This is a genomic window from Thermoactinomyces sp. FSL K6-2592, from assembly GCF_038006465.1.
GTDB classification, from domain to species: Bacteria; Bacillota; Bacilli; order Thermoactinomycetales; family Thermoactinomycetaceae; genus Thermoactinomyces; species Thermoactinomyces vulgaris.
Window position 1 is genome coordinate 697,265 of the sequence record NZ_JBBOVH010000001.1, and the last position, 21,990, is coordinate 719,254.

At 50.3% G+C, this 21,990-nt stretch carries 18 protein-coding genes, 1 pseudogene and 1 riboswitch; of the genes and pseudogenes, 12 read left to right on the top strand and 7 right to left on the bottom strand.

Annotation, left to right across the window (positions count from 1 at the left end):
• Positions 1–75 precede the first annotated feature (75 nt).
• Entirely contained in the window at positions 76–1,491 is a 1,416-nt protein-coding gene (pepV, locus tag NYE37_RS03650) for a dipeptidase PepV (protein WP_340711774.1), read from the top strand.
• A gap of 47 nt (positions 1,492–1,538) precedes the next feature.
• Here the strand turns inward: pepV and NYE37_RS03655 are convergent, their stop codons facing one another.
• On the bottom strand, positions 1,539–2,183 hold the full coding sequence (locus tag NYE37_RS03655) for a hypothetical protein (RefSeq protein WP_037995890.1): 645 nt from the start codon (positions 2,181–2,183) through the stop codon (positions 1,539–1,541).
• Positions 2,184–2,202: 19 nt separating this feature from the next.
• Positions 2,203–3,363: a cysteine desulfurase family protein gene (locus NYE37_RS03660; protein WP_037995888.1), complete on the bottom strand. Its 1,161-nt coding sequence runs from the start codon at positions 3,361–3,363 to the stop codon at positions 2,203–2,205.
• A 183-nt stretch (positions 3,364–3,546) separates the two neighbouring features.
• On the opposite strand from NYE37_RS03660, the gene NYE37_RS03665 reads away from it, so the two are divergent.
• Genes NYE37_RS03665 through nadA form a run of 3 tightly spaced genes read left to right on the top strand, consistent with a single transcriptional unit; the run spans position 3,547 to position 7,027 of the window.
• Positions 3,547–5,082, top strand: a complete 1,536-nt coding sequence (locus NYE37_RS03665) for an L-aspartate oxidase (protein WP_049720528.1) — start codon at positions 3,547–3,549, stop codon at positions 5,080–5,082.
• Positions 5,037–5,924, top strand: coding sequence for a carboxylating nicotinate-nucleotide diphosphorylase (nadC, locus tag NYE37_RS03670; protein ID WP_062843080.1), 888 nt, complete (start codon positions 5,037–5,039; stop codon positions 5,922–5,924). Before NYE37_RS03665 ends, nadC begins: the two co-directional genes overlap by 46 nt.
• Positions 5,915–7,027, top strand: coding sequence for a quinolinate synthase NadA (gene nadA / locus NYE37_RS03675; protein ID WP_049720512.1), 1,113 nt, complete (start codon positions 5,915–5,917; stop codon positions 7,025–7,027). Before nadC ends, nadA begins: the two co-directional genes overlap by 10 nt.
• 39 nt (positions 7,028–7,066) lie before the next feature.
• Here nadA and NYE37_RS03680 read toward each other — a convergent pair whose 3' ends face one another.
• Together NYE37_RS03680 and NYE37_RS03685 are read right to left on the bottom strand one after the other, a co-directional pair.
• Positions 7,067–8,200, bottom strand: a complete 1,134-nt coding sequence (locus tag NYE37_RS03680) for an SH3 domain-containing protein (protein WP_049720511.1) — start codon at positions 8,198–8,200, stop codon at positions 7,067–7,069.
• 216 nt (positions 8,201–8,416) lie between these two features.
• Entirely contained in the window at positions 8,417–9,331 is a 915-nt protein-coding gene (locus NYE37_RS03685; RefSeq protein WP_049720510.1) for a L,D-transpeptidase family protein, read from the bottom strand.
• Positions 9,332–9,554: 223 nt separating this feature from the next.
• Here NYE37_RS03685 and NYE37_RS03690 point away from each other — a divergent pair, with 223 nt between their 5' ends.
• The 6 genes and pseudogenes from NYE37_RS03690 (at position 9,555) to NYE37_RS03715 (ending at position 16,424) form a co-directional block, all read left to right on the top strand.
• Positions 9,555–10,691 (top strand): HAD family hydrolase, encoded by a 1,137-nt coding sequence (locus NYE37_RS03690; protein ID WP_049720527.1) that lies wholly within the window; start codon positions 9,555–9,557, stop codon positions 10,689–10,691.
• 99 nt (positions 10,692–10,790) lie between these two features.
• The gene (locus NYE37_RS03695; RefSeq protein WP_037995878.1) at positions 10,791–11,402 is read left to right on the top strand and encodes a superoxide dismutase; all 612 of its coding nucleotides are present in this window, start codon (positions 10,791–10,793) and stop codon (positions 11,400–11,402) included.
• A gap of 142 nt (positions 11,403–11,544) precedes the next feature.
• On the top strand, positions 11,545–12,267 hold the full coding sequence (locus NYE37_RS03700; protein ID WP_052186718.1) for a cell wall hydrolase: 723 nt from the start codon (positions 11,545–11,547) through the stop codon (positions 12,265–12,267).
• 217 nt (positions 12,268–12,484) lie between these two features.
• Positions 12,485–13,798, top strand: coding sequence for an MGDG synthase family glycosyltransferase (locus tag NYE37_RS03705; protein ID WP_049720508.1), 1,314 nt, complete (start codon positions 12,485–12,487; stop codon positions 13,796–13,798).
• A gap of 348 nt (positions 13,799–14,146) precedes the next feature.
• Positions 14,147–14,860, top strand: a pseudogene (locus NYE37_RS03710) (fumarylacetoacetate hydrolase family protein); the annotation flags it as partial.
• Positions 14,861–14,940: 80 nt separating this feature from the next.
• Positions 14,941–15,055: riboswitch (SAM riboswitch) on the top strand.
• Positions 15,056–15,131: 76 nt separating this feature from the next.
• Positions 15,132–16,424, top strand: a complete 1,293-nt coding sequence (locus NYE37_RS03715) for a homoserine dehydrogenase (RefSeq protein ID WP_062843082.1) — start codon at positions 15,132–15,134, stop codon at positions 16,422–16,424.
• A gap of 74 nt (positions 16,425–16,498) precedes the next feature.
• Here NYE37_RS03715 and NYE37_RS03720 read toward each other — a convergent pair whose 3' ends face one another.
• Positions 16,499–17,089, bottom strand: a complete 591-nt coding sequence (locus NYE37_RS03720) for a helix-turn-helix domain-containing protein (RefSeq protein WP_037995870.1) — start codon at positions 17,087–17,089, stop codon at positions 16,499–16,501.
• Positions 17,090–17,656: 567 nt separating this feature from the next.
• Between NYE37_RS03720 and NYE37_RS03725 the strand changes: the two genes are divergently transcribed.
• A complete protein-coding gene (locus tag NYE37_RS03725; RefSeq protein ID WP_049720505.1) occupies positions 17,657–18,598 on the top strand; it encodes a nucleoside recognition domain-containing protein in 942 nt (313 codons plus the stop codon).
• On the opposite strand, the gene NYE37_RS03730 is transcribed toward NYE37_RS03725, so the two are convergent.
• Together NYE37_RS03730 and NYE37_RS03735 are read right to left on the bottom strand one after the other, a co-directional pair.
• On the bottom strand, positions 18,589–18,939 hold the full coding sequence (locus NYE37_RS03730; RefSeq protein ID WP_037995863.1) for a YolD-like family protein: 351 nt from the start codon (positions 18,937–18,939) through the stop codon (positions 18,589–18,591). The genes NYE37_RS03725 and NYE37_RS03730 overlap by 10 nt on opposite strands.
• Positions 18,936–20,165 (bottom strand): DNA polymerase IV, encoded by a 1,230-nt coding sequence (locus NYE37_RS03735; protein ID WP_037995860.1) that lies wholly within the window; start codon positions 20,163–20,165, stop codon positions 18,936–18,938. The genes NYE37_RS03730 and NYE37_RS03735 overlap by 4 nt, the downstream gene beginning before the upstream one ends.
• A gap of 179 nt (positions 20,166–20,344) precedes the next feature.
• Here NYE37_RS03735 and NYE37_RS03740 point away from each other — a divergent pair, with 179 nt between their 5' ends.
• Positions 20,345–21,952, top strand: a complete 1,608-nt coding sequence (locus NYE37_RS03740; protein WP_340711775.1) for an amidohydrolase — start codon at positions 20,345–20,347, stop codon at positions 21,950–21,952.
• Positions 21,953–21,990: the final 38 nt, after the last annotated feature.

Sequence of the window (21,990 nt, forward strand, 5' to 3'; positions counted from 1 at the left end):
CGTTTGGCTCATCATCTCTGACTATACATAACGGAAAGGAGAAAAGGCATGAACGTGAAACAGGAGGAGTCGGTTATGAACCAAGTGGCATGGCAGGAAGAAGTGTTGAAACGGAAAGATGAATTGTTAGCGGAATTAAAAAGCTTATTGTCCATTGCAAGTGTTTTGGATGAATCCACGGCTTCCGCCCGGGCTCCGTTTGGGGAAAAAGTGGCGGAAGCACTTCATTATATGTTGGAATTGGGCAAAAAGGACGGCTTTCAAACCAAAAATGTGGACGGTTATGCCGGGCATATTGAATACGGCGATGGGGAGGAGATTATCGGAATTTTGTCCCATGTGGATGTGGTTCCGGCGGGAGATGGATGGACGAGTCCTCCGTTTCAACCCGAAATCCGCGATGGAAAATTGTATGCCCGTGGTGCCTTGGACGACAAGGGCCCGACCATGGCGGCTTATTTTGCTTTGAAGATCATCAGGGATCTGGGGCTCAATTTGTCCAAAAGGATCCGGCTGATAGTGGGAGGGGACGAAGAGTCCCGTTGGCGCTGCATGGCTCATTATTTCGAGAAAGAAGAGATGCCGGTGATGGGATTCAGCCCGGATGCCGATTTTCCGATCATTGCGGCCGAGAAAGGCTTTTTGGATATCCAGGCGGTAAAATCCGGCCAAAAACCGGCGAACAGGGATGGCGCATGGACATTGGAACGATTTGAATCCGGGGAACGCGTAAACATGGTTCCGGACGTGGCCACCGTCCGGCTGAGTGGAGACGGGGATGTCTTCGCATTGAAAGAAAAGGTTCAAGACTATCTGCTTACCCGCAGGATTCAGGGATACGCCGAAGAAAGCAACGAGGGTGTCACCATTGTGATGGAGGGGAAAGCCCATCATGGCATGGAACCGGACAAAGGAAAAAATGCGGCGTTGTTTATGGCCCGTTTCCTCGCGGAAGTTCCTTTGGATCCGGAAGGGGAAAATTATGTCCGCATGATCAATGATCTTTTTGTGGACAGTTTCTTCGGGGAGAAACTGGGCATTCAGGTGTCCGATGAATGGATGGGACCCCTTACCGTCAATGCCGGGGTTTTCCGCTTTGAAGCCGGGGAAAAACAAATGATCCGCATCAATATCCGCTATCCCAAAAACGGCGATGCCGGTCAGATTTTGCAAACTGCAGAGAAAAAATTGGCCGAATACGGTTTCCAAATTCCGGAGGCCGACCATAAGCCGGTTCATTTTGTGGAACCGGATCACCCCTTGATCCGGACGCTGACGAAAGTCTATGAAGAACAAACCGGAGAAAAAGCGGAGATTCTCGCCATTGGAGGAGGAACGTATGCTAGGGTCCTGGACACCGGCGTTGCCTTTGGGCCGTTGTTCCCGGGCAGTGCCGAAACCGCACACCAGCGTGATGAATATATCGATGTGGATGAATTGCTGAAGGCCACTGCGATTTATGCCCAAGCCATTTATGAATTGGCCAAATGATTGAAAACATCCCCTCACCCGGGTTGTCAGCCTGGGGAGGGGATGTTTTATTGCGAGTGAAAATGGAACATCTGATAAATGAATGAATCGGGGGAAACATCCGCAGGCAAGGGACGTTCAATCATCACCGGAACTTGTTTCCGAAGCAACGTGCGATGAATCGCCTTGAATTGGCTGGCATCATAAAGCGGTGAATTGTAACTGTTCAGGTTGTAGGCTGTTCCATCCTTAAAATGGATGTGATATTGAAGACGGAGTTTTTCTTTCATAAACGGAAGTTGTTCCGGCTTGTAGTCCAAAACCACGTGATTGATGTCTTGCCAGCGGTAAAAATGCATGTCTTCGATGCTGAAAAAGCGGCTGTAACCGAGACCTTGGGGAGTCACGAGCAAATAATTGTCAAAGCTTAAAATCACAAGCGGGCTGCTGACCAAATAGAAAAAAGCAAAAACAAAGAAACGCCTTTTTAATTTGGCGGGTTGGAACCGGTTTTTGAAAAAGGAAAAGATAAAACCGACAGAGATACATAAAAAGAAAAAGACAAACCCGTAGGCGACAGGGGTTCCCATTAAGTAAATCTGTTCCGGATCCCGATAATTCACTTGTTGCAAAAAGACAAACAAAATCCAAAACAAAACGGCAATCAGCAAACCGGACAATAACTTCAAGCATCCTTTGATATATTTTTGCAATGGAAACAGCCTCCAAGTATTAAGGTTTGTTTCGCAAGAAGGATCGCAAGTCTTCAAGAATTTCTTTTAAATGATCCACCAGTTGATGGATATCCGACTCGGTGGTTTCCCTGCCAAAGGTGATGCGAAGGCTTTGATAGGCTTGTTCTTCACTTTTGCCCATGGCCATCAGGACATGGGAAGGGGCATGTTTCCCTGCACTGCAAGCGGAACCGCTGGAAACAAAAATTTGTTTGCGGTTGAGTTCCAACAAAACGGCTTGTCCCTCGACCCCGTGAAAACTGAGATTCAGATTGTTGGGTAACCGGTTGCTTGGATGGCCGTTTAAATCCACTTGGCCGATTTCCTTTTGGATCCGCTTCAGGCACAGATCGCGCAACCGGGTCAACCGTTGCCGTTCTTGTTCCAATTCTTGGCTCATCAGATAAGCGGCTGCTCCGAGACCGATGATTCCGGGCGTGTTTTGGGTCGCGGGACGCAGGCCTCTTTCTTGGCCCCCGCCAAAGAGAACCGGTTCAATCCGGATTCCTTTTTTGATATACAAAGCGCCGATTCCTTTGGGGCCGTAAATTTTGTGCCCGCTGACGGAAAGAAGGTCCACGCCCAGTTCCTGAACGGAAAAGGGGATTTTGCCGTAAAATTGCACCGCGTCGGTATGAAACAAAACCGGTGTGTCGCGAAGGAGCCGGCCAATTTCTTTGATCGGTTGCAGCGTTCCCACTTCATTGTTGGCGGCCATGACACTGACCAGAATGGTTTGCTCCGTCAGGGCATCTTTGACTTGTTCCACAGAAATTCGGCCGTATGGATCGACCGGCAGGTAAGTGACCTCAAACCCTTCTTTCTCCAATTGTTTGCATGCTTCCAGGACCGAAGGGTGCTCGATGGATGTCGTAATCACATGATTTCCCCGGTTCCGGTGTTTTCTGGCCGCTCCCAGGATGGCCAGGTTATTGGCTTCGGTGCCGCTTCCGGTAAAGATGATTTCCCGCGGGGATGAAGCGCCCAGCGAGTCAGCCACCTGTTTTCTTGCCAACTCGATTGCATCCCGGCTTCGTTGTCCGAAATCATGGATGCTGCCGGCATTGGCATATTCTTTTTGGAAGAAAGGAAGAAGGATTTCCATGACCTCCGGCCGTACGGGACTGGTGGCCCCATAATCCAAATAAATGGGTTTCATCGATTAAACCTCCGCATTTGTAAAGCTTTCTCCACCTATTATAGCGAAAAAAAAGAACGACAGACCTTTTTTCGTGAAGTGTTCAAAACATAAAAAGAAAAAATTTGCTATTGACATTCCTTTCGTTATTGAGAAAATGAATATGAACAAATTGTTAACGTTTTTTGAAAGGACCTTATCATGATGAGACAAGTCACTACCGATTATATTGTCGTAGGGAGCGGGATTTCCGGTTTAATGACAGCGCTTTTCTTATCCGAAACCGGAGAAGTGAAGGTTTTGACCAAAGCATGTGAAGATGAGAGCAATTCTTACCGGGCCCAAGGCGGGATTGCCGCGGCCGTCGGCGTTGCAGACTCTCCCAACCTGCATTGGCAGGACACACTGCGGGCGGGAGTGGATTTGTGTGATGAGGATACCGTGCGTTTGATGGTTAAGATGGCTCCCGACACGATCCGGTTGCTGGCAGATTGGGGAACGCCTTTTGATAAAAAGGGGAATACCTATTTGCTGGCCAAAGAAGGTGCCCACTCGGCTTCCCGGATTTTGCGGGTGCACGGGGATTCAACCGGAGCCGGGATCACTTCCACCTTACTGCGGCAAGCCAAGCGGCGAAAATCCATTCATATGCAAACGCATACAATGGTGGCCGATTTGTTGGTGGAAAACGAAACTTGCCGCGGAGTGATTGCACTGGATACCGGTCGGGAGCCGACGTGTTATCTGGCACGGAAAGGGGTGGTCTTGGCGACGGGAGGATGCGGTCAGGTCTTTAAGTATACGACCAATGACCTGGTGACCACCGGTGACGGTTTTGCAATGGCACATCGTGCCAACGTGCAATTGACAGACATGGAGTTTATTCAGTTTCATCCGACTGCACTGGCCGTCGATCAAAACCCGATGTTTCTCATTTCGGAAGCCGTGCGGGGCGAAGGCGCCGTTTTGGTGACGGAATCGGGAGACCGGTTCATGGAACGGTATCACGAATTAAAAGATCTGGCTCCCCGGGATGTGGTGTCCAGGGCCATCTACACCGAAATGCAGCAAGGGAACCAAGTGTATTTGGATGCAAGACATTTGAAAGGGAAATTTGCCCACCGGTTTCCTGCCATTTACAAGAAATGCCGCAAAGCCGGGATTGATCCGGAACGTGAATGGATTCCCGTCCGGCCGGCCGCGCACTTTATCATGGGAGGAATCAAAACCGATTCTTATGGACGGACTTCCCTCCCGCGGCTGTTTGCATGTGGGGAAGTGGCTTGCACGGGTGTCCACGGTGCCAACCGTCTGGCGAGCAATTCTTTGCTGGAAGGAACGGTTTTTGCGCAACGGGTGGCGGAAAAGCTGTCGTCTTATGAAGAGCAGCCCACAACGATGCAACTTCCTTCGCAATTTCCTCGTTTGTGCCAAGATAAACAAACGGAAGAAAAAATCAAAAAGGAAATCCGGCAGATCATGTGGGATCACGCAGGCATTGTCCGCACATCGGAAGGATTGGCTGAAGGGCTTTCCAAGCTGAAACGGTTGCAGGATTCGGGACGCGTTCTGCCGGGGATGTTTGAGTTGAGAAATATGTTAACGACTGCACAATTGGTGATGAAAGCTGCACGATGGCGCGAGGAGAGCAGAGGGGGGCATTACCGTCGTGATTTCCCGCAAACCATTCCTGAATGGGCGGAAAAACACAAAGTGATCCAAGGGGGGATTTCATCGTGAATTGGATAGCATTAAAGCAATGGATTCGTGAAGTATTGAACGAAGACATCGGTGCCGGCGATCTCACGACGGAAGCGCTGGTGCCGGCGGATCATCAAAGTTCTTGTTTGTTTATTGCCAAGCAAGACGGGGTGATTGCCGGTTTGCCGGTGGCGGAAGCCGTGTACCGGGAGTTGGATCCCGAAATAAAGTGGGAATGGCTGGTCCGGGAAGGGGACCGGGTGAAAAAAGGAACGGCGATTGCCCGGATCACCGGACCGACCCGAGCCATCTTGACGGGGGAAAGGGTAGCGCTGAACCTTTTGCAACGGATGTCAGGCATTGCCACGATGACCCGGCAGTTGGTGGACCGGTTGGAAGGGCTTTCGTGCCAGGTGTTGGACACAAGGAAAACGACACCGGGGTTGCGGCAGTTGGAGAAGTATGCCGTCCGTGTCGGCGGCGGCACCAATCACCGGTTTGGATTAAGCCACGGCGTGATGATTAAAGACAATCACATTGCGATGGCGGGGAGTCTGGCGACGGCGATTGAACGGGCCCGCAAACATGTCGGGCACATGGTGAAAATTGAAGTGGAAGCGGATACCTTGGAACAAGTGAAAGAAATTTTAAAGCATGATGTGGATGCGATTTTGCTGGACAATATGGATCTTGACACACTGCGGGAAGCCGTTCGTTTGATCGACGGCCGGGTATGGACCGAGGCATCCGGAGGGATCACACCGGAAACGATCCGCCCGATTGCGGAGACCGGGGTGGATGCGGTATCGCTCGGTTGGCTGACGCATTCGGTTTCCGCTCTTGATATCAGTTTGGATTTTGGGGAGGAGGCATCTCGATGATGGATACCATGTTGAATTACTTGGATCAAGATTTGCCGGAGGTTTACCGTTCCATGTCCGGGCAGGAGCTGGACGAACGGATTCAAAAGGCAAAAAAAGCACTGGGGGACGATTTGGTGATCCTCGGCCATCACTACCAGCGGGATGATGTGATTCAATATGCCGATTTCCGCGGGGATTCCTTGCAATTGGCCAAGACGGGAGCGAAGCAGAAGAACGCCAAATATATCGTGTTTTGCGGGGTGCATTTTATGGCTGAGACGGCCGATACGTTGGCGTCCCCGGGGCAAACCGTGATTTTGCCGGACCTGCGCGCCGGTTGTTCCATGGCGGATATGGCGGACATTGAAGAAGTGGAAGAAGCTTGGGAAGTTTTGCAGGAAACATTTCAAGACACGGTGATTCCGGTCACTTATGTCAATTCCACGGCTGCGATCAAGGCTTTTGTCGGAAAGCACGGCGGAACCACCTGTACGTCTTCCAATGCGAAGCAGGTGTTAGACTGGGCATTCCGCCAAAAGAAGCGCGTGTTTTTCCTCCCCGATCAACACCTGGGGCGCAACACCGCTTATGATCAATTGGGCATTCCCTTGGAAGAAATGGTGGTTTGGAATCCTGCAGACGGAAAGTTTGAGGAGCAAAAAGGGCCGTTGGATCGGGTGCGCATGATCTTATGGAAAGGATATTGTTCCGTGCATCAAAAGTTCACTCCTGAACAAGTGCACCGCATTCGCAAGCGGGATCCGGAAATGAAAGTGATCGTCCATCCGGAATGTTCTTTTGATGTGGTGCAATTGGCCGATGATTCCGGTTCGACCAGCTATATCATCAAAGTGATCGAAGAAGCGCCGGCCGGAAGCCGCTGGGCCATCGGCACCGAAGTCAATTTGGTGCAACGGCTGGCCCAGGAATATCCCGACAAGCATATTGAACTGCTAAGCACGACGATGTGTCCCTGTCTGACCATGAACCGGATTGACCGCCCCCATTTATTATGGGCGCTGGAAAGTATCCTGGAGGGAAACCCGATTCATGTCATCAAAGTGGATGAGGAAACCAAACATTGGTCCAAGGTCGCGTTGAACCGGATGTTGACTGTTTGATAAAAAAAGGAAGGAGAAACCAATGTTTCTCCTTCCTTTTTATTGGGCAACACTGTGATGTATAAATCCGGTGCGCCCGTCTTTTAATTGGATGATGTGCCAATCACCGTTGTTTCCGATTTTTTTCAGTTCCGTTCCTTGAGCCACTCGCATGATAATGGTTGCATTTTCTGAAGGGGAATTACGAATGTTGGCAAGAAAGACCGTTACTTTGATCGTTTGGGCATCGGGTGTTTTGGCTTCTGTTTTTTCGGCGACACTTTTATGGACGTATGCGGTGTAACCGCTGGATAACCGGACCCGGTACCATTCCGCATTTTCTCCGGTCAGCACAAGTTGGGTGCCTTTGTTTACTTTTTGCACAATCGGAGCGGACAAAGACGGATTGGACCGGATGTTGGTCACGGAACCGGTGACTTTGATGGAACCGGTGGCATCGGTAAAGTTATTCTGATTGGAAGAACCGGTGTTTTTCGTCACGGTAGATGAATGGATAAACCCGGTTTTGCCGCCCGGTGTTTTGATTTGATACCAATCCTTGACAAAGCCGGTCATTTCCAGAACCGTCCCTGTTTCAGCCTGTTCCATGACAAAGGCTCCCAGTGAAGGGCCTGTCCGGATATTGGCCAGGTTGACCGTCACTTTCAATTGGCCGCTTGTCGGTTGAACGGCAAAGGAAGGATCTCCGGCCCATTTCCCCGTCGATTTTCCGCTGTGAATCCACACGGGGGTGCCTTCAGGGACGATTTTGTACAATTCATTCACATCTTCATTTTTCATCCGTACACATCCGCTCGAAGCGTGGCTTCCGATGCTTTCCGGTTGATTGGTCCCGTGAATGCCGTAAGTACGTCCATTGTCTTCATTGACACTGATTCCCATCCATTTATCTCCCAACGGGTTCTTCGGGTCTCCTCCCGGGATGTTTTTCCAGCCGGGTTTGTTGATCTTGACCACCATGGTGAATGTTCCTTCGGGAGTCAATTCTTTCGTGCGGCCGGTCGCCACCCGGTATGTTTTTTCCAAGGTACCGTCTTTATATAAATAGAGTGTGTTCGTGGATTTATTGACCTCGATTTGGTAATTGGCCGCAGCGCCTGCGGTTCCAAAGTAAAAACCGAAGACCAGAACGATGGCCAAAATGGATGAGAAAATCCATTTTATATGTTTCAACGCTTCTTTTCCCTCCTACATGTTATTGTGAAAGCAGCAGGAGTTTAACCGGAATGAAGCCCGATCGGATCATGCAATCGTTTCCCCCTCCTTGCTTGCGAATCATCAACTGAAATTAACTATACCGGAAAAATTGGGGGAGAGAGCAGGAGGAATTTTACCATTATTTGAATTTCGCGCAGAAAAAATGCCTCGTCAGAGGCATGACACATCCGTTTACCGGCCGATGCAAATTTCGTGAATGTATGCGATCGATCCATCTTTCAGGCGCAGTTTGTAAAAATGCCCTTCTTTCCCGATGGCGGTCAAGACCATTCCTTTGGGAACGCGTTGAAGAATGGTTGCCGACAAAGAAGGCTGAGACCGGATATTGGCCAAAAAGACACCGACACGGATTGAATGTTGATTTCCGCCAGTGTTCCCTTGCACCCGGATATAGTTTTGATGGACATAAGCAGTGCGTCCGTCCGCCAGTTTCACTTGCACCCAATCCTTCGTTTTTCCCGTGGCCGAAAGACGGGCGCCTTTGTTTAATTTTCCGATGATCGCGGCGCTGAGGGAAGGGGCGGTCCGGATATGAACGTGGTTGCCCGTAATGGTGGCGGTTTGTAAAACGGGTTGTCCGTTCTGTTTCCCTTGTGGTTTTTGATTGCTTTTGCCGCTGTGAATCCAAACCGGTGTACCTGTCGGAACCAGCTTCGATAATTCGATGACGTCCTGGTTCCGCATGCGGATGCAGCCGTTGGAAACATATTTCCCGATCGACCCGGGTTGATTGGTGCCGTGGATGCCGTAAGTTCTGCCCTGGTCCCCGTTCACGCGGAGACCCAGCCAGCGTTCGCCCAGCGGGTTTTTCGGATCTCCTCCCGGGATGCCTTTCCAGCCGGGTTTGTTGATTTTGATGACCACGGGAAACGTGCCTTCCGGGGTCAACCCCGGCTGACGCCCGGTAGCCACCGGATATACTTTTTTCAATTGATTGCCTTGATACAGATAGAGGCGGTTGGTGGCTTTGTTGACTTCTATTTTGTAACCGAAGGAAGCTGCATCAGAAACCGTCGGCCAAAATGAAAAAATGAGTGTGAAGGCAATGGTCGTGATCAAAAGAGAGGACCATTTGAAAAAACGCAATCGGCATGCCTCCTCGCCAGTAAATTTGTTTTTTCTGTCTATTTAGATAATAATGGATGTTAAATGATTTGTGAAGAAGAGAGTCGCATTTCAGGATGTTGCGCAAGAGATTTCATTCAAAGTCGCAAAAAGAAGAAGATTCCTTTCTTGCGAGACAAGGAGTGCTTTATTACAATGAGGCGAAAGGCAGAATGTGATGTTTTTCTCAAAAGGGGTGTTCCGATTGTATAAAACGGTTTTATTTGATGTGGATGGTGTGTTTTTAAGTGAAGAAAGATGTTTTGACGCTTCGGCGCTGTCCGTGTGGGAATTGCTCCATTCGCCGCAATATCTGGGGCTGGATGACCAAAAACATGTGGTCCGGCCTTCCGAAGAGCAGATCCGCCGGATCCGGAAAGAGGTTTTTGTAAACGATCAAGTTTTGGACTGGATGAAACAAAAGGGGCTCAATTCCAACTGGGATATGGTTTACCTCGTCTTTTCGGGACAGCTGATGCTCTTTTTGAAGGCATTGTATGAAGAAAAACCGGAGAGGGTAAAACAATTATTGAGTGAACCGGTGACGGCGGAGGTGCTCCAAGCGATCCAAAACGAGGCAAACGGCTTTCAACTGCGGTTTTCCGGCTTTATCTCTCTGTTTGACGGGAAAGAAAACCTGGACAAACATCAATTGTTGATTTATTTCAATGAACTGGCTTATGAATGGTTTGGTTTCGCGGTGGATGCGTTTTCCCGGAATTCTTCCTTGTGGAAATTGGCTTACTCGGTTTATCAGGAATGGTATTTGGGTGATCAAAGATTTGAGGAAACAGAGGGCAAACCGGCGAGACAAAAAGGGAAAAAAGGATTTCTTGAAAATGAAATTCCCCTTGCCGAACCGGAAAAGGTCAGGCAATTGCTGACAACGTTAAAAGAAAAGGGAATCCAAGCCGGAATCGGAACCGGGCGCTCCTTTTTGGAAACGGAAGTCCCTTTCCGCTCGTTCGGCTGGTTCCCCTTGCTGGATGAGAACCATATTGCCACGGCAAGTGATGTGATGGAAGCGGAAAAAGCATATCCCCATCGCGCCCCGCTCGGAAAGCCCGAGCCATTTACCTATGTCCGGGCTTACTTGGGGAGGGAGGCAGACATCAGCGATTGTCTGGACCATCCGTTGCCGTTTGAAAACGGAAAAGAGATTTTGATTGTGGGCGATTCGGTGGCCGATTTGCTTGCGGCCCGGAAAATGGGCTGTGATTTTGCCGCAACTTTGACCGGTCTCACCGGGAAAGCAGCCCGGGCGAAGTTTGAAGAGCTGGGGGCGGATTATGTTTTGGAGGACATTACGCATTTCATTCCTCTCCTTCAACGTATCGGTTGACTAAATACTTAAATTTCAAGCATAATAAATATAGATGTTGGTTTTGTTTCCAATGTCCCAAAAAGCCATTCATTTTCATTACATAGGAGGTTAAAAACCATGGCCAAATACGAATTGCCGCCACTGCCATATGCAAAAGACGCTTTGGAACCGCATATTGATGCAACCACCATGGAAATTCACCATGACCGCCATCATGCGACCTATGTCAACAATTTGAACGCTGCGCTGGAAGGGCACGATGTTGGTGCCAAAAGCGTGGAAGAATTGATTTCGGACTTGAATGCTTTGCCGGAAAGCATCCGCACCGCTGTCCGCAACAACGGAGGCGGACATGCAAACCACAGCTTGTTCTGGCAAATTTTGAGCCCGAACGGAGGAGGCGCCCCGACGGGTGAAGTGGCAGAAGCCATTAATGCCGAATTTGGAAGCTTCGATGCCTTTAAAGAAGAATTCTCCAATGCAGCCAAAGGTCGTTTTGGAAGCGGCTGGGCATGGCTGGTTGTGAAAGACGGCAAGTTGGCCGTCACCAGCACGCCGAACCAAGACAGCCCGTTGATGGAAGGGGCGACCCCGATCCTGGGCTTGGATGTTTGGGAGCACGCTTACTATCTCAAATACCAAAACAAACGTCCGGAATACATTGAAGCGTTCTGGAACGTTGTTAATTGGGAAGAAGTAAACAAACGTTACCTCGCCGCTCGCGGTTAATCCCGGTAAAAAGACACAGCAAAAACGCTGTGTCTTTTTTTGTGTCTTTTGATTCCCAATAAATCACTATTGAGTCGTAAAATCCCTTCTCCTACAATAGCGATTGTGTAGCTCTGCCCGGTCAAAAAGGGGAGGGGATTGAATGAAGACAGCGAAAAATCTGGCGGCGGCCATTGCAATTCTTGCCATGGCTGTGATTGTTTTGTATAAAACCGCCCATCAAGGACATGCAAAAATGGCAGACCGGAAAATATTGAAGAAAACATCCGCAGCAGTGGATGACAGAGAATATATCCGCTTATGGAAAGAGAGGAATCAAGAAGCGTTGAGCGAGGGGATCGCTGTTTCCCATGTGAAACAAGATGCCCGGAAAACCAAGCCGGTTCGCTTGGCCGGGAAATCCATGCAAAAGAAAGAAACGGGCAACACCGCGCAACCCGGTAAAAATGAAATAAAAGGAAAAATGGCCGGCGATGGGCCGGGGAAAAAAAGATTTGATGTCACGCCTTCGGAAAAAAGGCTGTTGGCCAAAGCGGTTTACGGAGAAGCCCGCGGAGAATCGTTCAAGGGGCAGGTGGCCGTGGCCGCGGTGATTTTAAACCGGACGGAACATGCGGCTTTCCCGGACAGCATCCGTGGAGTGATTTATCAGAAAAATGCTTTTACGGCGGTCAGTGACGGACAAATTCAACTGGAGCCGGACGCCAAGGCGGTAAGAGCGGTGGAAATGGCGATCCAAGGGGAGGATCCGACACAAGGAGCCGTTTATTATTACAATCCGGAAATCGCCACCTCCGAATGGATGGAGAAAAAAGCGTCGAACAGCAAGAAAATGCGCATTGGTGAACACGTCTTTTTTAAATAGCATCCGTGTTTTTGCTCCCTGTTTCAAAAAAGTGTAGAATATAGAGATACAGCGGCCCTGTGTCATTTTTTCCGCTTCCCTGAAGTGAGGGAGAAGCGGGAGGATGAAGACTGGTTCAACGGGACATCCTTCATCGGGCGGGAAAGCATATTCGCCATCCGGATGACGTAAAGATGGAAGTAGCCAAGCCGTTTTTGTTCAATGGGAAGAGCCGGAGGTGTCGGACGGATCGTGCCGAAGGCGAAAGGAAACGGGGGAAACGGCCCGCAGCACGGCATCCAAAGAGTTGTCCGAGTGGTTGCTGCACTTTGCGTGTTTGGTTTCATTGCGAGATTACGGATTTAAATCCGGGCAGTTTTGGGAACAGTATATAGGGGTTAACGGGTTTGCAAAGGAGGGAAGCGCCATCGAACGCATATTACTGCTGACCATGGGCTTCGGTACCGGACATAATGCTGCCGCCAAGGCACTGAAGTGTCAATTTGAAAAAATGCCTGCAGTAACAGCGGAGGTGGTTGATTTACTGGATTTGATCCCTGGCACCTTCCATCCCCTGTTGCAATCTGGATATCACGGAATGTTGAACAAGTTTCCAACCCTTTATCATTATTTATATGACTGGACTCATCACAATAAAATGTTTCGTTATGTCTCAAGCGAACTCATTGAAAAGATGGGATGGTCCATTCGGAAGAAAATGGCGCAACTCTTTGAACAAGTGCAACCGACACGAATAGTTTCCACCCATCCTTTTGCGTTGCTTTTGTGTCCGACCCAATGGGAGGAAGTTCCGGCCGTCGGAGTGATTACCGATTATGAATTGCATCCCATCTGGCTGATGCGGTTGCCGCATGCGCTTTTTGTGCCCAAGCGTTTGCTGAATCAATGCCAGTTGGAACAAATTCAGTGGACAACAGGGCTTGAAATCCATGAAACAGGCATACCGGTCAATGAAGCTTTTTATGAAGAAATACCGAAGGAAGAAGCGCGCCGACAATTGAATTTAAAAAGCGACGAACCGGTGGTGTTGATCATGGGCGGAGGCACCGGTCTCGGACCGCTGGAGCAGTTGGTGGATGAAATCCGGCTTCTCCGTTCCATGCAATTTGTTGTGTTGACCGGGAAAAACAACCAGTTGTATCACCGGCTTCAAAAGAAAGTGAATCAACCACACATCCGGATTGAACCCTTTCGTTGCGACATCCCGCTGAGGATGGCGGCTGCCGACTTGTTGGTCACCAAACCCGGCGGATTGACCATCAGCGAGGCCATTGCCAAAAAATTGCCGATGTTTTTGTTTGAAGCTTTACCGGGACAGGAAAAAGCCAATCAACAATATTTGTTGCACCATCGTGTGGCCATGATCACCAGACCGCAGACGATCCGGTTGCAATTGGAAAAGTTTTTTTCGCCGGATTATAAAAGAGATCGCATGGTCGAACGGTTTACCGGGCTGATGTCGCCGAATGCGGGAGAGCGGATTGTTCACGAGACGCTTCGAATCCAGGCAAAGATGATGCAGACTTTATAGCTAACATGGAGCAGCTACAAAGTCTGTTTCTTTTATATAAAGGGGGATCTGCTTTTGAAACTGGTCACGTATTGCGTCAAAGCCGATGAATTGAACATCCAGACGGAAGAGATTGCCGGTGCCCGCCTGGGACTGGTGTCAGGGGCATGGATCATCGATGTGGGACTTGCCCAAAGATGGCTGGAAATTGAAAAACGTTTGGTTTTTTCTCATGAAATCGCAACGGAGATGGGGCAATGTCTGGCCAGAGGGGATGCGGAATTCAACGCCCTCAGAGAGATGGAAAGGCAGCTTGCGCAGGAGGACATCGGGACTTTGCAGATCGAAGGGGAGCCCGTTGCGATCCGCCTGAAGGAAGCCAGGCTGTTTGCGCCGGTTCCTGTGCCGAACAGTTTTCGCGATTTTTATGCGTTTGAGCAGCATGTCAAGACCTGCCGCCATAAGCGGGGACTTCCCATGGTGCCGGAGTGGTATGAAATTCCTGTTTTTTATTTTTCGAATCATCGGTCAATTGTCGGGCACGAGTCACGGGTCAAGAAGCCGGAATACACCAACGAGCTTGACTTTGAACTGGAAGTGGCCTGTGTCATCAAAAAGAAAGGAAAAAACATTCCGCACGAACGGGCGTTGGAATATATTGCCGGCTTTACGATTTTAAATGACTGGAGTGCAAGGGATGAGCAACGAAAAGAAATGGCGGTCGGGTTGGGGCCGGCCAAAGGGAAAGATTTCGCCACCTCGATGGGTCCTTATCTGGTGACGCCGGATGAATTGGAAGACCGCCGGTCCGGTGAGCACTGGGATTTAAAGATGCGGGCCAGAATCAACGGCAAAGAGGTTTCATCGGGAAATGTAAAATCGCTTTACTGGAGTTTTGCCCGGATGATCGAGCGGGCTTCGCGGGATTGTGAGCTTTTCCCGGGCGACGTGATCGGCTCCGGGACGGTCGGAACCGGCTGCATCCTGGAATTGGGCACTGATGTGCACCGCTATTTGGAACCGGGGGACGTGGTGGAACTGGAAGTCGAGCGGCTCGGCATCTTGAAAAACCTTATTATTTAAAAGAGCGGCCCTTGACAAAGAAGGAGTTGAACTTCATAATATACAGAAATATTTTTTGAATTGAATACAAAGCAGATTCATTCTTATCCAGAGTGGCGGAGGGACTGGCCCGATGAAGCCCGGCAACCTCGGTGATCAGCCAATCACCGGATGGTGCCAATTCCTGCAGCGGTTGAAACCGCTGAAAGATAAGAAGAACGTTCTTCGGATCTCAACCCTCTTCTTATCTTTATGGAAGGGGGTTTTTATTTTGGGAGGCAGAGGTGGAACAATGGAAAAAGTGAATGTTGCGTTGCTCGGTTTGGGAACCGTGGGAAGCGGAGTGTGGAAAATGCTCAAGGAAAACCAGGATGTGATTGCCCGCAAAACCGGGAAGTGGTATCAAGTCCATGCCATTTTAGTGAAAGATCCCGGGAAAAAGCGGGATCTGGAAATCACGGATGCACGGATCACCACGGATTTTTCCCAGGTTCTGACCGAAGAGACGGATGTGTTGGTGGAAGTGATGGGGGGAGTGGAACCGGCTTATTCGTATATCAAACAGGCGATAAAAAAAGGATGCCATGTGGTGACCGCCAACAAAGAGCTGATCGCCAAACACGGCATGGAATTGGAACAGCTGGCCAAACAATGCAAAGTCCAATTGCGGTATGAAGCCAGTGTCGGGGGAGGCATTCCGGTCATCAGCACCCTCCGCCATTTTCTGAAGGCCAACCGCATCGACCGGATCCAAGGCATTTTAAACGGAACGACCAATTATATTCTGACCCAAATGCAAGAAAAAGGTTGTTCGTTTGCGGAGGTTTTAAAAAAAGCCCAGGAAAAAGGGTATGCGGAAAGCGATCCTTCCTCCGATGTGGAAGGATTGGATGCGGTCTATAAATTGACGATTTTGATGCGGCTTGCTTTTCAGGCGCAGGTATCCGTTTCGGACATTTTTTATCAAGGAATTACCGATATGCTTCCGGGAGAGCTTCAATTGGCAGAGAGATTGGGGTATTCGGTCAAATTGTTGGCACAGGCCGAAAAATTTGGCGAGAACGGCCCGGTTTCCGGTTTGGTTTTTCCGACGCTGGTGCCCAAGGAACATCCGTTGGCCTCGGTCCGGGATGTTTATAATGCCGTGACGGTCGAAGGCGATTATGTTCAGGATTTGACATTGGTCGGACAAGGTGCGGGACAGAAACCGACAGCCAGCGCAGTGGTGGAAGACTTGCTGAACACAAACGGCTTTGCGGAACAAAACCCCCTTCCGGCAAACGAGCCATGGATGCTCTCCGGGGATGATTTGTTTCCCACCCGGTTTTTGTTGCTCAAAGTATGCGGACAGATTTCCGAATCCATGCTTCCGCCGTCTTTCCCTGAAGAAGCTTCGTCCCTGGCTTTGCTTCCGGCGGAAGAACACACGTTTATCGGGTTGATTCTCCGGGGATGGACACAAGAGAAAACAGATACCCTGGTTTCCACATGGGATGGAAAAGTGGATGGCATTCGGATCCGTCCGGTGTTAAGCGGCGAAGCAACGGGCAGCAAACGTTCCCTTCCGCTTGCCCGGACGATGTGAAAGAAAGGCCGCCGGGCAAGGAGCAGGACTCCTTGTGCGGCGGCCGCTTGATTGCCGAAGGATTCAGGGCGGGATTAATATTTGCCGGAATACATCATCAAACCATGCTTGACACAATGGACATACAATTTCGCGCCTTTGACGGCCGGGAACCGGAAAGAAGGGTCTTGCTCGGGGTATAACCGGTTCAGGTAAACTTTGTCGCTTTTGACCAAGGCGGCAAAAGAAAGATAGTGTTCTTTGGTCATCGGGTGGTCCAACGTAAAGAAGTAATCCGTGTCCGTTTCTTCTGCCTTGATTTCTGTTTCGTGAAGGGCTTTCGCAGGCCGGAGCCGTTCCAGCTTTCTGCCGCAGCAGAAGACAGAGGCATTTCCGGTGCTGACCAACATATTTCCGCAGCTTGGACAAACATAAAAGCGTACTTTGTCCATATTCCCGGCGTCCGGTCGGTTGGGAATGATTTCCCCTTCCATCATTTGTGCGATATCCGCACCCAAAACGGCGGACAATTTCGGCCACAGGGACAAATCCGGACATCCGGCTCCGCATTCCCATTTTGAAACGGTTTTGCTTTGCACCCCTAACGCATCGGCAATATTTTTTTGGGTCAGGTTTTTTTCTTTGCGCAGTCTGGCAATCAACTTGCCGATTTTATCAGCATCCATATTCTTGCCTCCATCTTTTTATATTTATCTTATATTCATCGCCCGATTTTGGGTTGGTTGCAAAATTCCTGCAGTCGGCGTCCGGGATGCAGGTTGGTTGCCAATCAAAAATGGGCGCCTGTTTTGGAAAAATTGCCGGAGTGTTTTTTCTTGCTTGATCCATTGCCTCACCCCGGGTTTTATTATATCTCCCGGGGCTGCTGAAACGTCATCCACGCTCCGTGGAGTTTCGGACTCAGTCATTTTGTTTCGATCCTCCGGTTGTCTTTATTGAAGGTTTTGGGAGAATTATTTTATGATGTGGTAGAAAAGCAGATTATCAGAGCGTGTTTTTATTATGGGGTTGATCGGTTGGATTCCCGGACAGCGGAAAGCTTGGGGACGGATCCGGTTGTTTCACCGGCACCAGACGGAATGAAAAGAAGCGGGCCGGGAGAAAAAATGGCAACGGCGGCAGAAGGGACAGCCGTGAAATCCGGGGGATTTTTTAAATGGCGGAGATCCTCCGTTTACACAGGAGACAGATTTGTATAGCGGAAGAGCAAAAAGAGAAAGAAGGGGACGTTTGTGCAGAAGATTTATTGGAAACAGGGACTTCAGTCCGGTTGGAAAACTTCTTTGGAGCTGGCGAAAGTGGTTTTTCCGATTGCTTTTTTTGTGCATATCGCCAAACATACTTCACTTTTGGCGTGGTTTGCCAACCTCCTTGCTCCGTTTATGTCCTTGTTCGGATTGAACGGGGAAGCGGCCATTCCGTTGGTGCTTGGAAATGTGCTGAATCTGTATGCCGCTCTGGGAGCGATCGGAGCGTTGGATCTGACGGTGAAACAAGTGTTTATATTGGCGGTGATGTTGAGTTTTTCCCACAATATGTTCATTGAATCGGCCCTGTGCCGGAAAGTGGGGGTGGCGGTTTGGGTGCCTCTGGCGGTGCGCGGGGGGCTTGCCGCTTTATCGGGGATTTTGATCCATCTGTTCTGGCCGGGCGGAAACAGCAAAGCCTCTGTGAATTTGGCTTCTGGCGGGGAAACGGTTTATTCCGGATGGGATGAAATCATCGGATCGGCGTTTTGGACCGCCGCGACGGGGGTTCTTCAATTTGCCGCCATTTTGATTCCGTTGACGTTGTTTTTGCAGGCGCTGAAAGATTTAAAAGTGTTGGACAAGATTGCGGTTTGGATTTTTCCCTTCTTAAAGCCGTTCGGCATTGCCAAAGAAGGTTCCATCACCATGGCAAGCGGTTTGCTGGCTGGTTTGTTTCTCGGGGCCGGATTGATTATCCAGCAAGCACAGGAACACAATTTGTCAAAACGGGACATTACGCTCATCATCATTTTCCTGGCCGCTTGTCATGCCGTGATTGAAGATACCGTCATTTTTATTCCTTTGGGAATCCCGGTCCAATATTTGCTGTTGATCCGCTTTGGCGCCGCGGTCCTGTTGACTTTGGCGGTGGCCAGATTTTGGCGGCGGCCCGCTGCCCGTTATGCAACGAGCCATCACGGGTGACCGGATACTTTTTGGACGCTGTAAATGGCGGAAAAAGGGATGATCTCCTCATAGCGGCCATTGGCTATTTTCATCCGGCGCTCCTGCGGATTCAGTTTTTCGACAAATCCGCACAGTTGACAGGGGCGCCGGTTTTTCACATAGCGGACCAGGACAGGGAAATCGCCGTGCAATGCCTCCAGAAGAATTTGGTTGATTTCTTCGAGCGCGTCTTCCGCCAGTTCAGGCGGGCTCCATTCTTCTTGCTTTTTTCGCCGGGCCAACAAGGCTTCGCGATGCTCAGGCAGAAACATGCGGCTTCCTTCCCAAAGGAGATTTTTGCGGTTTAATACAGAGCTCATCGATCATGACCTCCAATCTTTTGTGCCCGGCTGAGCGCTTGCCCGGCATGCGTCAGGGAGACGGCGCGCAAGATGGCTGTCGGGCCGAAGCGTTCCTTGATTTCGTCCATCACATAGCCGAGCTCCGTTTTTTTGTTCCGGTCTTCGAAAAGGCTGAGTTGCAGGGCTTGATCGGTTTGGAACCGGCTTAAGCTGACCCCCAGCGAACGGATCGGCTGTCCTTCCCAAAAACGCAAAAACAGTTGCCAGGCCGATTGAAAAACTTCCATGGTCTGATTGGTTGCTTCCGGGAGTTTGCATTGGCGGTGAAATCCCGACGGATTTTGAAAATCTCCCCCCCGGCATCCGACGCTGACCGTTTGGCCGAGAAGATGGTGACACCGGGTCCGGCGGCAGACCTCTTCACACAGTTCCAACAGGACGACCCGGATTTCTTCGGCGGTCCGGTAATCGCGGGGCAAGGTCATCTGATGGCCGATCGCTTTTTGGTGTTCGAAGGTGTCGGGAGAAACCGGGGACAAATCATGTCCGTTGGCGGTCATCCACAATACTTGCCCGGGGATCCCCCACCGTTTTTGCAGGCGTTTCAGCGGAAAGCGGGCGAGATCCCCGATGGTGCGAATCCCCATCTTGTTCAGGTGATGCCCCATCCGTTTGCCCACCCCGAACATGTTTTGCACCGGCAGGGGCCATAAATCGGTTTTCAATTTTTTTCGATCCAGCCAATAAATGCCTTCCTTGTTTTTCTTGGCAAAATTGTCGCAGGCCATTTTGCTGAGCACCTTGTTCGGTCCGATCCCGATCCGGGCATACAGGTGAAGTTCATCCTGGATGGTCTTTTGGATCTTGCGGGCAATGGTTTCGGGAGGGCCGAACAGCTTTTCACTTCCGTGGATTGAGATAAACTGTTCATCCACGGAGTAAGGTTCGACCAAATCGCTGAAACGCTCCAGAATTTCTGTGATGCGCAGGGAAAATTCCAGATACAAACCCATGCGGGGACGGGCGACAACCAGATCCGGGCAACGTTTTTGCGCTTCTTGCAACGTGTCGGCATTTTGAATGCCATATTTTTTGGCAAGGGGACAAGCGGCCAAGATCACGCCGTGGCGCCGTTTGGGATCGCCGGAGACAACCACCGGGCGGTTGCGCCATTCGGGATGAAGTGATTTTTCGATATTTGCATAAAAGGATTGCATGTCAACGAGAAAGATCACTTTTTCCATGCTTTTACCTCCCCTCAAAACGCGAACAAACGATCGGATTTGTTCTCATTATATGCGAACATGCATTCTTTTTATACCTCAAAATATTTCCAGCGCGTGTCCCGGTTCTTTACGGCCGAATATTCAGACGCTATGATGGGAGTAAGCATGTTCCATTCATGAAACGGGGGAGAAGAAAGATGAAAGGGACGGTGATTTTTCACCATGGACACATTCGTCCGGCTACCGGCGCTTCCTCTGTGGAAGCCGTGGTGGTGCGGGACGGGCGGATTGCGGCCATCGGCGAAAATGATTCCATTCTTCTGGAGTACGGGCGTCCGGATGTGAAGAAGGTGGATCTGGAAGGCGGCTACATTTATCCGGGACTGGCCGACAGCCATGTGCATTTGTCGGGGGTCGGGCAAAAAAGGCGGTGGATGGATGTGAGTTTCTGCCGTTCCAAAGAAGAACTGTTGCAAGCCATCCGTACCCGGGCCGGGTCGTTAAAACCGCGGCAATGGATCTTGGGAATGGGATGGGATGAAAATCAAATGCAAGGCGAAATCCCGACATTGGAAGAGCTGGATGAAGCAAGCGGGGATCATCCCCTTTTTCTGATCCGCATCTGCCATCATGCCGGTCTGGTCAACCGCCTGGCTTACCAAATGGCCGGAATCCGGGAAGGGGAAAAAGATCCGGAGCAGGGAAAATGGGGACGGGATGAAAAGGGACGGTTGAACGGACGGGTTTATGAAAATGCCACCCGGTTTTTTTATGATGTCCAACCGAAACCGGATTACACGGAAAAAAAGGAAACCATCCGCCTGGCGATGCAAGAGGCGTTGGCTTGCGGGTTGACCGCCGTCCATACCGAAGATCTGCGTTATGTCGAAAGTTTGTCCGAGTTGATCCGGATATACCGGGAGCTTAGGGAAGAAGGCGTGTGGTTGCGGACTCATCAATTAATTTATCATCCTTATTTGGAAGAGCTGAAAGAAAGTTCGTGGAATGCCGGGGATGGGGACGAGTGGTTCCGGATCGGGGCGATGAAAATTTTTGCGGACGGATCGTTGGGAGGAAAGACGGCACTTCTTTCCAGACCGTACCGGGATGAACCGGATCATTACGGGCTTTTGATTCACGAACCGGGAGAATTGATCCGGTTGACGCAAACGGCAGCGGAACAACGGATGCCGGTGGCAGCTCACGCCATTGGCGATCAAGCCGCCGAATATGTGTTGAAGGCCATGCAGTCCTGTCCGGTGGTTCCCGGCAAAACAGGCCACACGCTTCGCCATCGGCTCATTCACGGACAATTTTTGCGGCCGGATCTCATTTCGAAACTGAAAACCATGCCGGTGGCTGTGGACATCCAGCCCCGGTTTGTGGCCAGCGATTTTCCCTGGGTGTTGGACCGCGTCGAAGAAGATTTGATGGCGTGTGCTTATGCCTGGAAAACATTGCTTCAATCCGGTGTTCACCTGGCAGGCGGAAGCGATGCGCCGATCGAGCCGCTTCATCCCGTGTGGGGACTTCATGCGGCGGTCACCCGGCGGTCACCGGAAGAAGATCATCCGGGCTATTTCCCCCGGCAGAAACTGAGCTTGACCGAAGCTTTAGCCTTATTTTCTAAAGGTAGTGCTTATGCAGCCGGGGAGGAAAAAGAGCGGGGACGCCTGCAGGTTGGTTATTATGCAGATATGACGGTTTATGACCAGGATTTGTTTGCCACAGATCCCGGGGAGTGGGGAAAGACGAAGACGCGAATGACCATTGTCAACGGGCAAGTGGCATACCGGCAAACCTGAACGGATGGCAAAGAAGAAGGCGGTGTCACCCATCTGCT

Excerpts from the sequence above, each read along its gene's own strand:
- NYE37_RS03730 (WP_037995863.1), bottom strand. The coding sequence starts at position 18,939 with ATGAGCTCTGTATTAAACCGCAAAAATCTCCTTTGGGAAGGAAGCCGC.
- NYE37_RS03695 (WP_037995878.1), top strand. The coding sequence starts at position 10,791 with ATGGCCAAATACGAATTGCCGCCACTGCCATATGCAAAAGACGCTTTG.
- pepV (WP_340711774.1), top strand. The coding sequence starts at position 76 with ATGAACCAAGTGGCATGGCAGGAAGAAGTGTTGAAACGGAAAGATGAA.
- NYE37_RS03720 (WP_037995870.1), bottom strand. The coding sequence starts at position 17,089 with ATGGATGCTGATAAAATCGGCAAGTTGATTGCCAGACTGCGCAAAGAA.
- NYE37_RS03715 (WP_062843082.1), top strand. The coding sequence starts at position 15,132 with ATGGAAAAAGTGAATGTTGCGTTGCTCGGTTTGGGAACCGTGGGAAGC.
- nadC (WP_062843080.1), top strand. The coding sequence starts at position 5,037 with ATGGGCGGAAAAACACAAAGTGATCCAAGGGGGGATTTCATCGTGAAT.
- NYE37_RS03700 (WP_052186718.1), top strand. The coding sequence starts at position 11,545 with ATGAAGACAGCGAAAAATCTGGCGGCGGCCATTGCAATTCTTGCCATG.
- NYE37_RS03735 (WP_037995860.1), bottom strand. The coding sequence starts at position 20,165 with ATGGAAAAAGTGATCTTTCTCGTTGACATGCAATCCTTTTATGCAAAT.
- NYE37_RS03660 (WP_037995888.1), bottom strand. The coding sequence starts at position 3,363 with ATGAAACCCATTTATTTGGATTATGGGGCCACCAGTCCCGTACGGCCG.
- NYE37_RS03665 (WP_049720528.1), top strand. The coding sequence starts at position 3,547 with ATGAGACAAGTCACTACCGATTATATTGTCGTAGGGAGCGGGATTTCC.
- NYE37_RS03740 (WP_340711775.1), top strand. The coding sequence starts at position 20,345 with ATGAAAGGGACGGTGATTTTTCACCATGGACACATTCGTCCGGCTACC.